General features: G+C 51.1%; 9 protein-coding genes. All 9 read right to left on the reverse strand.

Annotated elements, in window-relative coordinates:
• Positions 1-6: 6 nt before the first annotated feature.
• The gene (locus JHU38_RS06130; protein WP_232369856.1) at positions 7-3,144 is read right to left on the reverse strand and encodes a SusC/RagA family TonB-linked outer membrane protein; all 3,138 of its coding nucleotides are present in this window, start codon (positions 3,142-3,144) and stop codon (positions 7-9) included.
• 765 nt (positions 3,145-3,909) lie between these two features.
• The gene (locus JHU38_RS06135) at positions 3,910-5,262 is read right to left on the reverse strand and encodes a Fic family protein (protein WP_317196012.1); all 1,353 of its coding nucleotides are present in this window, start codon (positions 5,260-5,262) and stop codon (positions 3,910-3,912) included.
• Between the two features lie 185 nt (positions 5,263-5,447).
• A complete protein-coding gene (locus JHU38_RS06140) occupies positions 5,448-6,359 on the reverse strand; it encodes a hypothetical protein (protein WP_107582033.1) in 912 nt (303 codons plus the stop codon).
• Between the two features lie 2 nt (positions 6,360-6,361).
• Positions 6,362-7,528: a fibronectin type III domain-containing protein gene (locus JHU38_RS06145; protein ID WP_107582034.1), complete on the reverse strand. Its 1,167-nt coding sequence runs from the start codon at positions 7,526-7,528 to the stop codon at positions 6,362-6,364.
• Positions 7,529-7,540: 12 nt separating this feature from the next.
• Entirely contained in the window at positions 7,541-8,737 is a 1,197-nt protein-coding gene (locus tag JHU38_RS06150) for a DUF4856 domain-containing protein (RefSeq protein WP_107582035.1), read from the reverse strand.
• Positions 8,738-8,747: 10 nt separating this feature from the next.
• Entirely contained in the window at positions 8,748-9,374 is a 627-nt protein-coding gene (locus JHU38_RS06155; RefSeq protein WP_107582036.1) for a hypothetical protein, read from the reverse strand.
• A 48-nt stretch (positions 9,375-9,422) separates the two neighbouring features.
• The gene (locus JHU38_RS06160; protein WP_107582037.1) at positions 9,423-10,457 is read right to left on the reverse strand and encodes a DUF4302 domain-containing protein; all 1,035 of its coding nucleotides are present in this window, start codon (positions 10,455-10,457) and stop codon (positions 9,423-9,425) included.
• Positions 10,458-10,459: 2 nt separating this feature from the next.
• A complete protein-coding gene (locus JHU38_RS06165) occupies positions 10,460-11,425 on the reverse strand; it encodes a putative zinc-binding metallopeptidase (protein ID WP_025881229.1) in 966 nt (321 codons plus the stop codon).
• 40 nt (positions 11,426-11,465) lie between these two features.
• Positions 11,466-12,995: a RagB/SusD family nutrient uptake outer membrane protein gene (locus tag JHU38_RS06170; protein ID WP_107582038.1), complete on the reverse strand. Its 1,530-nt coding sequence runs from the start codon at positions 12,993-12,995 to the stop codon at positions 11,466-11,468.
• Between the last annotated feature and the right edge of the window lie 3 nt (positions 12,996-12,998).

A 12,998-nucleotide genomic window follows, 5' to 3' on the forward strand; every position in this document is an offset into this window, starting at 1 on the left:
TGAACGTTAGAAATTAACAGATAGGGTGAACGAGAACCGGCGGGAGTAGGGATAGGAGAGTCCGCGTTCCTGTTTCACGCTGGAGAGATAGAAGAGGTCGCTCAGGTCGCTGCTCAACGTAAGGGCCTGAACGCCAACGTAGCGCTTGAGCCATGGATTGTTGTTGAACATATAGCTGAGATGGATATTCTGGCAGCTCAGCGTGCGCTCGTTCTGGACGAAGCGCGAGGTGGAGTAAGTGGGCGACTGGTTGTTCAACCCCTTGAAGAAGGTGTGGTCATCGGGCTTCTGCCAGCGGTCCTTGAACACCCTTTCGTCTACGTTGTAGCGCTTGTCGGCATTCTCGATGCGCGACACCAGCGTCGAGTTGTAAATCTGTCCGCCGAAGCGATAGCCGAAAGACACGTTGGCCGTGAAATCTTTCCAGCGTACCATGCTGCTCAGCATGCCACGGTATTTAGGCTGGCTCACGCCGCAGGCAACGCGGTCGGACGCGTCCCAGGCATAAGTTACCTCGCCGTTTTTCTTTCGGTAGAGCTCATAACCGGTGCTGGGGTCGATACCCAACGAGGGCACAGCATAGATGGTATATTGCGATTCACCCTCGCGTATTACGCTGTTGGGGGCAATACCGCCCGTGAGCAGTCGCTTGGCATACTCGTCTTTCATTGCCTGCGACAGCTTCACCACCTTGTCCCGGTTATGGGCGATGGAGCCCGTGAACGACCATGAGAGTCGCTTTTGTTCGTCGCGCAGCACAAAGGCGGTAGCCTTGATCTCGAAACCTTTATTCTCTACCTTGCCGATATTTTCGACATACGACGTGAATCCGTTGGATAAGGGTAGGTTAAGTGATGACAACAGGTTGGAGGTGCGGTCGAGATAGACGTCTGCCACAAGGTTCAGACGGTTGCCGAAGAGGTTCAGTTCCAAGCCGGCATTCCACTTGTCGGTCTTCTGCCACTCGAGTTCGGGATTTTCCAAAGCCTTCTGATAGGCGCCCGTCCACCGGTTGTAGCGGTCGTTGAGATAATAGTTATAAGTGGCCACGGCCTGATAGGCGCTGAACTTCTGCGACCCGGTCTGGCCGTAGGAGGCCCGCAGTTTCAGACGGTTGATGAAACGCACGTCCTTCATGAAAGTCTCGTTGTGCACGTTCCAGCCTACGCCCGCGGAGTAGAAGGGGGCGAAGCGACGGTTCTTGCCAAACTGCGACGATCCGTCTACACGGTAGGCCAGGTCGGTGTAGTAGCGGTTGTCGTAAGAGTAGTTGGCGTTGACCACGAATCCCACGGCTCTGGTACGCGACTCGCCGCCCGACGGCTTACCGCCTTTCTGGTATTGCAGGGCGTTGGAGGGGAAGTCGAGCATCTCATCGGTAAAGCCTTCGACGATGAAATTGTAGTTGCGCGAGAAGTTCGACGTGACGTTCCAGTTGGCCGCGGCATACAGCAGGTGCTTCTCGGCTAAGAGTTTGGAGTAGCTCGCTGTGAGCGCGATTTCGTAATTGGTGACCTTGCCCGTGCCATACTGATAGCGTCCTTTGCGCAGACTGCCCTCATCGGTCTGGTATTCGTCGGCCTCGAACATCGTGTGCTTGGCGGGTTTGTAGTTGTCGCTCTCACGGGTTGTCCACGTGAAGCCCACCCGTCCGCGGGTGATGAACCCTTCAAACGGGCGCCACTCGATAGAGAAGTTGTCCGTGATGTCGGTATACTGCTGGCTGTTTTTCTGATTGAGCAGCGCGTTGTAGAGCGGGTTGGAAGGGAGATTGCTCGAACTGCCGTAGAAGTCTACGTTCGTATCGAACATCTTTATCAGACTGCCGTCGTCGGCATAAGGCTTCCAGTAGGGATTGAGCTTGGTGTAATCGGAGAACGAACCGTAGGGCGACTCGTCCGAACGGGTGTGTCCGATGTTGAGGTCGTTGGTGAAGAGCAGGCCCGAATGGCGGTAAGAGAGGGTGATACCGCCGTTGAAGCTGTCGCGCCGGGAGCCTTTCATCACGCCCGCCACCTTATTATATTGAAGCGAAGCCGCGTAGCGGAAACTCTCGTCGCCACCTTCCAGACGGATATTGTGGCGTTGGCCCACGCCCGTGCGCAACGGTTTCGACAGCCAGTCGGTGTCTACGCCACGGGCCACTTCACGCAACAGTTCCGAGTATCTGCGCTTCAGTCGGAAGTCGCGCGTGGGGTCGGTACTGTCGAAATAGCCCGAGCGACGTTCCAGCTCCAGCTTATCGGCCGCGTTGAGCAGGTGATAGTCGGTCAGGTCGGGAGCTTCGATGTTGAGGCTTCCGGCGTATGTGAACCGCAAACGACCGGCCTTGGGGCTTTTGCGCTGAATGACGATCACGCCATTGGCGCCGCGCGAACCGTAGATGGCGGTGGCCGATCCGTCTTTCAATAGCGTGATCGACTCTACCTCGTCTTCGTTCAGGTCCATCATGCGGGTAAGGCTGATCTCAAAACCGTCCATGATGATGAGCGGCGTGTTGAGGTCGGTGCGCGTATTGTCCTGCAAGTTGGTGATGGTAGGTAGGTTGGCGGTGCCTCGAATCTGCACGTCGGGCAGATGGTTGGGGTCTGAGCCGTACTGGTTGTTCACCAGCATGTTGAACGAGGGGTCGATGTTGGCGATGGAAGTGAGCAGGTTCTTGTTGCCGAACTCTTTCAGTTCCTTGTTGGTGATGGTTGACACCGATCCCGTGAAGGCATTCTTGTTTTTCCGGAAGATACCCGTCACCACCACGTCTTTGATGGTCGTGTTCGACCGCATCGACAAATCACGCGTCACATCGGTCGTTCCCGGCTCGACGGTGAGGCTGGCAGACTCCATGCCGACATAAGAAAAGCGGATGGTGACACGTGTGTTGGGAATGCTGATTTCATACATTCCGTCTAAGTTGGTCACTCCGCTTGCCTTGCCGCTTCCGTCATAGACCGTCACGCCAATCAAAGGCTCACCTTGTTCGTTTTTCACTTGTCCCCTCACCGTTCGCCGTTCGCTCTTTGTTTTTTGCTGTCCGGACCCCGATGCGGTAACTGCATCTTGCGCATGGCTCATCGTCGCGACATTTGTTGCCCACAACATGGGCACGAGTATCGCCGCAGTTCGCCAAAACCGTTTGTCTGCACTCATAAAAAAGCTTGTCATTAAGTTAATTACGTATGCCTTCTGGTTGCCTGTGCAGGCAATGAAGACAACAGTCCATCGTAAATCTCCGTTATGTATAGGGTGTAGCCAAGGTTAACGTCATATCAGGATGGTAAAATTGTATACAATCCCTGATCGGCTGCCACCTGTACTTTTACAAAAGTACACGTTTCTTTGGGAATTACCAAATTTGTTCTGAAAAAAAATGTTATTTTTATGCACCCGTTCGGGACCAAATGTGCCGGAACTGCTTGATAGTTTCCGACTTCCGACGGGCATAGACGCGGCTTCCGGCTTGCCGGCGCAAACGCGTAGGCGTAGAAACCGCGTGGATATTTGGAGAAAAGGTTTTTCGCTTTGTCAATTTTCGCTCATAAAAAACAGGCTCTGATTTTTCTTCATCCGGAACAGGAATGCGTCTTTTTTGCCTTCTTTCCGTTCGTTTTTTCGTTCCCGTCCTGCCCGTTTTCCTGTCTTTTGGTCATGAAAACAGTGCTTTTAACGGCCAATATCAGTCCTTTCACGTTCTAAAAGGGCTGCTATTAGCGGTCAAAAGCTGCCCTTTTGCAGCCTGAAAGCATAACTATCGCGAAGTATGTGGCCCTGTTTATCGCGTTGAATCTTGTTAACTGCCTGATAATCAGCCGATAACCCAAACTTCATTTTCCTGCCGTTTTTTTCGTCCGCTTCCTTTTCTTTTCTGAAAAAGCGCACTTTTTTCGGCCTGTTTGTTAAGAAAATTCAGAACATTTATCTTAAAAGCGATTTGACGGATTCTTCAAAACGCTCACTTCTGGTATAACCTTTCTTCACTTTGTTGAACGCGAATTCGACAACAAGGCCACGTTGTACCAAGCCCATGATGTCATTCTTTGCCGTGGTGGCACTGACAAAGAATTTATTTTGAAGGTCCTTGACCGTGAGAACTTCCCGGGGATTGTCGGCAAACATCTTGACGATTTGCGCCTGCCGCTCATTGATGGCGCCCAGTAGCAGGAAAGTATTGGCAATCTTTTTTTCTTCTTGTTTCCTTTTCAGATAGCTTTGTAGCTGCTGGAACGAAAGATTCAGCACACGCAGATTGTAAGCAACGAAATAACCGATGTCGTTTCCGTCCGCTTCCGCGTATAAAAAAGATTTTTCGTACGAATTCTTCGACTTGGCGATAACACGTGATATGGACAGATATTCTGTCAGCCAATAGTTTTGTTTCAGCATATACCAGTAGAACAGGGCGCGAGCTGTTCGGCCATTACCGTCTGTAAACGGGTGCATGTAGGCCATCATGAAGTGGATGATGATTCCTTTGATAATAGGGTGGATAAACTCCGATGGCGTATCTTCGTTGAAAAAACGGCACAAGTCCTTTACGAATGTAGGTATATCGGAACTTGACGGAGGGCGATGAACAACTTCATGGGTGATTCCGTTTTCTACGACAATATCGTCGTTAGTGCGGAAACGCCCTTCGTCCCGCGGATCGTCCAAGGTATTTTCCGTCATGAGATGGTGAACGTGTTGAAGCAATTCGGCGGATAACGGCGTGTTTTGGTTTTCAACGACAAACTGAATGGTTTGATAGTTGTTGGCTATCATCTGCTGCGACTTGTCTTTGGGCTTGGCTTTTTTGTACAACATCTCCTTCGCCACCTGTCGTGTCGTGGCGGCTCCTTCCATTTGGCTGGAGAATATCGCCTCTTCCATGAGCGAACTGATCAAATATCTTTCTTTGTTTTCGTTGGGTAGCAGACCGCCGGTTCCCCATGAGCCACCGAAATTCATGTCAAACTCATGGCATAGCCGTTGCATCTGGTTGGTGACGGAGAGCACTATGCCATATTTGTCCCAAACGCGCATCCTGTTACTGAGGCGTGACGCCTTGACGTAAGTCCACAGCTTTAGAGGCGTACATCCCTTTGGGTATTTCTTGTATTTTACCGTGTCCCAGTATTCGTATTCTTCGTTGATCTTGTTTACCAGCGCGGCGATATTTTCGCTTGGCGGAACGATTAAAGTTTCAATCAGTTCTTCATCTTTAATCTTGGGGGAGTCCCGATAATGCTCATACGTCAGTGGTTGGATTCTTATCGCAAAGATGCAAATTCTTTCCAATTCTTCAAACATTGGAAAGAATTTGAATGATATTTTGTCTTTTACACACCGGTTTTCGTTTATGTTCCGCTATGGTTGAGACAGGAACACAAAGACGTATGTTATTTGAAAAGCATGGAATGAAAACGAAAAGAGAGTGCTTCGCGTCCCGTCTGTTGAGCGCGAAGTACGGAAGTTTACTTCTTTTCGTAGGGAATGACAAGTTTGAAGCCTTGTCCGCGCAGTACGGCGTCATGTTCCCGAACCTCTTCCACGAATAGTTTGTATTGACCTTCTTTCAGTCCGCTGTTAGAAAACTCATCGGGATAGGTCATGGAGAGCGTCACGTTTACATGGCTTCCGACTACGGGATTGACGACGGCGGGAGTAATCTTCAGCACTCTTTTGGCGGTGTAGGGGCGTGCGCCGCTGCAGAACCATACGCCTATGCCGGGTCTTCGCACGGCCATGATGGTGTTCATGTGGGTATAAATACTGCGCGAAGTGGTGCTGTAGACGCCCACGCGGTCGGCCGTTCCTTCGCAGCGGACGACAACCTTCAGAGTCTTCTCCTTCTTGTCCTGCGCGATGACGCGTATTTTTGCCTCTCCCTCGTAGTGGGCCTGTATTTCGAGAATGCCTGTCTTGGCGTTCCACTTGGCATTCATGATTTTATCAGGGTCTTCTATTTGCAGCTCAGCGAAGTCTCCGCCACCGTTCAGACTGACGAACTTGCTTTCGTCGCGCGGGAAAAGACGTATCTCGGACTGGCTGATACTCAGTTCGGGCACAACGACGTTGATGTCGACGCGGCGCTTGAAGTCTCCCGAAATGATGGTGGCATAGGTTTGTCCCTCCAGTATTCCGCTGATACGCAGCGTGTCTTTACTGATGGCTACGCCGGCAATTTTCGAGTCGGCCACGTTGGCGGTATATTTTCCTGTGCCTCCCCGCAGGATGATCGTGCGGGTGGAAAGTTTGTTCAGAGCCACTTCCTTCAAGTCGTCGGCACCCACTTGGATATCTTTGGCTTCGGAATTGTCGTCGCTACAGGCCACAAACGCGGTGCCGCAACAGAGCAGCAATAGGTAAAAAAGTATTCTTTTCATCGTTAGTCTACATTCAATTTATATTCTATCTCCCATTTACGGTCGGGCGTTTCCTCGATTTCTATTTGCAAAAAGTGCATTCCTTTGTCCGGGAAAACGATGTTGCCGTCGGTGGGTGTGACGGGCTTACCGTCTATCCGGTAAGTGATTTTGGCGTTGGGGTCGGCCAAGTCGTGATAATACAGGCGCAGCGTTCTTGGGCAAGTTCCAACCTCGCGGATGGTGTAGAGGTAGGGAATGCGCCCTTCTTCATCGACGCCCATGTTCATCCGTTGTGTCTGTTGGGTAATCGGTTTGGAAGGATTCGATGTGTCGGCACCCTTGACAGACTGCACGCTGAACGTGTAGGCCGTGCCCGGCTGAAGATGTTCCGCAACGTATGAAGTCGCTTTTGTGACAGCCAGCTCTTTACCGTTCATAATGATTCGGTAGCCGGCATCCTTTTCGGTGATGGCATTCCATGATAATTCCATTTCGCGTTGCTGCGGTCTGACCACGACATTGGATGGCGCTTCGAGCGTTACCGTCGGTTTTCCCTCTTTGGTTTGTACGAACGAGATGTCGTCGATGAGGATGTAGCCGTCTGATTCCGCCGACTTGTAATCATATTCGAGGTAGAAACCAATGCCCGCTCTGTCAACTCCGGAGGGCGCTTTGAACGTGATGGTCTTCTGTTGCCATGTGTTGGAGAACCCCGAAGCCTTGTCGTTATCGCGCGTTTCTTTCCTTATCGTCTTGTAACCTTTATACCAGTCTACCGTTACAACGATGTTAGGGTTCTTGGCTTGCCCCTTATACCAATAGGTGAGCCGGTATTCTCCGTCCGCGTTGATCAGGATATGATTCGTGTTGAAGTCATTGTCGCGCGAATAGAATGAGCCGCCGTTGGGGTATAGCTTCAGGGCGAATACACCGCCGTGGGCATCTTTCACTCTCGAAAAGCCTAATGACGAGTTGATATACCAATAAAGCGGTTTCTGATAGGGGTCAAAGGCTTCGGGGTTTTCTTCCTCCTCCTCGCCCTCTTCTTCATCATCGTTCGACGGAGGAGCAGCGGGTTTGGCGTATTCCTCAAATCCACCGTTAGGCAACAGCTCTTGATTCAGTTGCGCTTTGCCCACGAAGGGAAGCAGCAACAATAATATCGTGAAATAGATTCTATGTGTCATACTGTGTGATGTTTATTGATTGGAACGTTTAATGTCGTCGAGTGTCAGCCCATAGCGTTTGCCGATGGCTGCCGCCACGTTTCTGAGAGAGCCTGTGGCCGACTCCGGAGCGAGTAACCGTTGCTTATCCCAAAGTCCGTTGCCTGTGGTCAGCTGGTCGATGTACGACTTTACTTCGTCGTAGGACAGGTGTGGCTTGCCCGAAGCCTGCAAGGTGAATTGCAAACCATAGAGCGCGCCGCATCCTTGCGACAGAAACACCAGCGCGTTTTGTTGTTCTTCGTCGAGATTGCTCAACGTGATGTCGCTCACCAGCAGGTTCATGGCTCTTGCGGCCGCCACTTTCGACAGTTCGGCTCTGATCAGTTGCAGTTGTGTTATAACCTCTTCGTAACGAAACTCGGTAAGGGCCAGCCGTCCTCGTGCGAAAGCGTTGTAGATGTCGATACGACTTTTGCGCAAAACAGACAAGCCGCCGGCCTGAACGAACGGAAGCCAATACTGGTAATAGCCGTAAGCCAGATCCCAATGGTGCTCAAGTTCGGTGTAATTGCGGCCGGGTAGCAGTGCGGTACGCTCGTGTTCGCGGCGCAATCGGCTGTCGTTGTAGAGGCTGTCGTTGAGGTGTACGTTGAGAATCTTGTCTAAATAGATACCTCCCCACACGATGCCGTTGAACAGTTCGGCCACCACCAGTCCTTTCTCATCGGCGAAGGCAATGTTGACATCACCGATATTCAGGCCCACATAGCCGCCTTCCCCGGGCTTAGCCCTATGGTTGCGGTGGGTTCCGGGACTCGGTTTCGACAATCCGCTCAACACGCCCGTCGTCGTGAAAATATCCTCTACATCCTTCAGAACGCGTGTCCTGTCGGCCTTGTGCAAGGATGAGGCGGCCAGTTCTTCCCGTGGTTTCAGGCCGAACTCGCCGTTGTTGAAATAATCCTGCACCTTGGTCATGTTGGCCGGATACATGATCGAAGCGATTTTGAGATAGCTATTGTAGATATAGTCGAGCGGATCGCGCAGCAGACTGCATTCTAAATAGTCTACGCTGTTGCTGCCGTTGCGCTTGAACCGATAGCTGGGGTCGGGAATCTGCGGCTCTATGTAGGCGGACTCCACGGTCTCTCCTTCCCACTGGCTGCATGAAGTGAGGCCCGTGGGAAGCAAGATCAGTGCTATATAAATTAAAGTTTTCGTTCTCATTTTATATCTGTTAAGGGAGAATAATATAAGCGCAGAAGGGTGCTTTGATCTTGTCAAGCCCTTCCTCGTTCTGAAATTCATTCGCGCTCAGGGGCTTCACGATGGTGAATCCGTCTTCGGAAACGGCCGAAATGGTGGCCTTTACCGACGAGTTCTGCGGTCCTACACCATTGACACAAAGGTACATGGGGTAGCCCGACTTGGCCGTGAAGGTGAGCGTATAATCCTTTGCGTTGTTGAGAAAGGCATGAGCCGTTTCGTCGTTCTTGTTGCTGGTAATCGTGCGCAGCTGCTTTTCGGTGTCGATATAGCGGATGACGTAGCGCGACTCTATATCCTTTGCCGGCACGAGGCTGCCCTCGATGTTCACTTCCTTGAACGAACAGGTGAGTGTTACCTTATAAGTTCTCACGTTCTCGGTAATCTCTACGCCCGGATAAACATAGTCTGAAACGGGCGCGTCGGGGTCTCCCAGCTGCACGACTTGGTCTTCATACGAGATTTTCGGCTTCTCGATACCGGGAAACGGGAATAGTTTTTCGTAGTCTTCGTCGATATAGTCCTCGCTGTTACGGGAGCAACCCACGGCCAGCAGGGCCACGAAGAGAACGGCATATTTGCTTAGTTTCATATTCATTGTCTTTTATTTCTTTATTCTAAACGGTTCGTTGCGTCCTGTGTGGTGTTATTCCACGGGCGCGTCGTAAATCTCTGCCTTCAGTCCCGTGGGTTCGCCTTCAGGATGCAGGTGTTTGCTGACGAGGCGGGTGTGGCGCAGCAGCGGGTCGTAGACCGACACCAGTTCGGCCACAAAACGATTGCCTTCACGCTGGAAGTCGAAGAATATCATGTTGCTGTCGTAGCGCAGGCCGGCTCTGAAGGTGATTCCGTGTTCCGTTCCGCTGTAACCCGAACCCAAACCGGTCATTTCCTTCGCGGGGTAATCGGGTATAGGATTCTTTTTTTGCGTAAAAAGGAAAAGATAATATCGCTTCTCCTTGATTTCTTTTAGTAAGGCCTGATTGGTTTCCACATTGCGTTTGACGTAGATGTCGCTGCGGAAATAGGTGCGCCCTCCACGGTGAATGAGCAGTTGCGGATTGATCATCTGTTCAAAGAAATCCCGGTTTTTGTAGGCTTTCCGTACGGTAGCGGTTGTTTCTTCGGCACTTTTCAGTTTAGTGAACACAATGTATTCGCGGGCCGGTTGTAGATAGGCGGCGGTGCGAAACACCAGATCTCCGTCTTCGTTTTTGCCCATATAGAGGAAGTCTGAAGCACCGGCAAAGCGGTCGTTTACGAGCCTGTGCAGATAATTATAGGTGATAAAACTCAACTGTGTGTAGCTGTTGCGACTGACAAGATACTCGCTTTTCTGCGCTTCCGTCGTCGTTTGGTCGGTAAAGTCGGCCCGCATCTCCACGGTATTATCGGCATTGAACTTCATGGTGAAGCAGTCGCCGCCGTAGCCGTAGCGTCCTCTGAATCCGTTTTGGGATATGAGTTCCGACGGATTGGAGAACAACAGTGAGTCGGTTTTGGGGAAATAGAGGACGCGCCAGCCGTGAGAAGCACTTACGAGTTCGTCTTTCAGGGCAGTAATGCTTTCGCTGCTGCGCTGTGAAGGGGACTTGTCGAATGCGTCGTCGTCGGACGAGCAGGCCGTCAATAATGCGACGGCGAGCACGAAGCCGTATCGGAATAGATTTCTATAGTTCATTTTCAATGCTGTTTTACGTAAGAATAGATTCTGCGAACACTGACCACCTGCATCTGTTTGAGGTTGATGTGCCAGCTTTTCTGTACATATTCGTCGACGAAAGTTTGCTTTTCCGTAAACTCCTTATAGGCTTGTTCGGCCTCTTTGGCATAGCGTTGGTTTACCTCGGGGTCGATGTCCGTGTCGGGTGTTTGGGCCGTAACAGAGGCATCGTACAGTTCTTTGGGCGTGGCAGTAAGCGTTGCGCTGATGATTTCGGCAAAGTCGTCTTCGGCCGAAAGGAACGAGAGCATCGTGTAAAAGCCTCGTTTGTTGGCGTAGGCATCCAGTCCGAACTTCTCTTTTCCTGTGCGGGCGTAGCCCAACGGTGCGGCAATCTGCTCGGTGGAACCCGTGTAGCGGTGGCCGCTGATGGTGAGAAACTTGTCGCGGTCGTAGGGAATGAGTTCCATAAGACGCTTGGCCAGCTGGTGATGGACGCTACGCATGAGCACGAACAGTTTGTCGGCGTCGCTCGGTTTGAAGTCGTTCACGTTGTAGAGACACATCTCCGCCGCCGTCAGTCGGGGATTGTAGAGACGCTCTACGCCGTTTTCATCGGGGTTGCCGCCACCATAGAGATAGAGTTTAATGGGCAGGCGACCGAGCAGAAAGTCATTGCCTCCGACTTCTTTCAGCCGATAGGTTTCCAGTCCCAGCTCTTTAACGGCTTCGAGTACGGCACGTACGTTCTCTAATTTGGGCGGATAGATGAACGTGCCTGTCGAACCGGCGTTCTTTTCCCAGCGATAGATTACTTCGATACCGTAGGGTTTTGTGATGTTGTCGAGTATCCACTTATCCAGCTCAGTGGTCTCTATCTGCTTTTTGCCATCGTCGATCACGCTCCTGTCGCTTAGCTTTTCTTCGCTGCATCCCATGAGGATGAGGGGCATGAGGAAGGCAAGGTATATCTTTTTCAGTTTCATTTGATTACTTCATTTTGTCTGTTTGAGGATTCATGAGAATTTATCTGATGGGCTCGTTGCGCTCCCGAGGGTTGGCGGCAAGACCTCTCTGTATGGCCTCGGCCGGTATTTGGAGCACCTTGCGGGGATCTTCTTTCTCCAGCGGGAAGTAATAGGAGCTCTTCGACGAGCGCTTAACACCCAGATGGAAACGTCGGATGTCGAACCATCGGAGACCTTCCTGATAGAACTCTTTCTGTCGGAAATCAAGGAATAGCTTCACTAAGGCCAGTTGTTTCAGCGTCAGTCCGTAAAAAGGTGTGTAGATATTGTAGTTCGCACTGTTTGTAGAAGTGTACACAAACCTTTCCACCGAGGGGATGAAACCGAACTTTCCTTGCATGTATTGTAGGAAATCATCGATAGCTCGGTTGTAGTTTCTCAACATGGCATGTGCTTCCATTCGGTTCAGGAGCACCTCGTCTACCGTGAAAAGTACGTTTGTCACGTAGAGACCGCGGGGTTTGGAGCCCGTACTCTCCGCGTTGGAAAGCTCGTCGAACTTGGCCAAATAGCGGCCTGTAGTGACGGGAGCGGCTGAAGATGTGAAGATATAGGTGCCGATGAAGTTCATTTTTTCATAGTTGCGTCCGCCCTCTATGCCTTTTTGAGCAAAGATTTTGTCTACCGTTCCGAATGTGGAACCGTACTTTTCGATGGGCGTTGTGCGAGCTAAACGCGACTCTGTGGTCGTCAGAAGCAGGTTGGCGGGTTCGGTCGCGGTGGCATATCGGCGATAAAGACTCTTGTGATTAAACTCCAACTCTTCGGCGTATCGTTTCCACGAACGGAGCTGTGTCTTCGGATCACCGCCTAAAACGTAGTCCGCATAGGCTATGACCGATTTCCAATCGCCTTTCATCAGATAGAAGCGAGAGGCGAAAGCATAGGCCGCTTTCTTGTTGAAATGGAACTTGGGATGTTTGTAATACGTGTCCGAAACTAAAGAAATACCTAACTTCAAGTCCTTTTCAATCTTATCGTAGACTTCCTGTACCGTGCCCCGCTGGTAGTCAACCAAGGCATGTTTCTCAGGTTTCGTGATGTAGGGGATACCCGGATCGGTCGCTTTTCCGCCGTAAGGTTCCGACCAAATGTTGACCAACATGAAATGCAGGTAGGCCCTTAGCAGGAACGCCTCTCCGTACAAGGCTTTCACGCGTTCGTTCTTGGGATAACGGCTTAGCAGTTCCAACGCCTTGTTGGCCTGCGCGATGCCTTTGTAACAGGCGTTCCAGTAGTTCAACGGCGTATCAAGATCTTCCTGATCGTAGTCTTCCCAAAAGAACATGGCTTCGTTTAGCCGTGAGTGTATGCCGTTGACACGTTCCTCAACGTTGTCGGTGCGAGGTTCCAGAAACGGGATATAGCTTGCCTCGGGATAGGCTCCTGTAAGCAGTTCGGCTATCTTTTCCTCGGAATCGATATCGACATCCAGTTCCGAATCAGGGCTCTTGTCAAGGTAATCGTTACAGCCGACGAATAGAAAAGCGGCGACCGCAAACAATAATAAGGATATATTTACTTTCATATT

Source organism: Prevotella illustrans (genome assembly GCF_017426725.1).
Lineage (GTDB): Bacteria > Bacteroidota > Bacteroidia > Bacteroidales > Bacteroidaceae > Prevotella > Prevotella illustrans.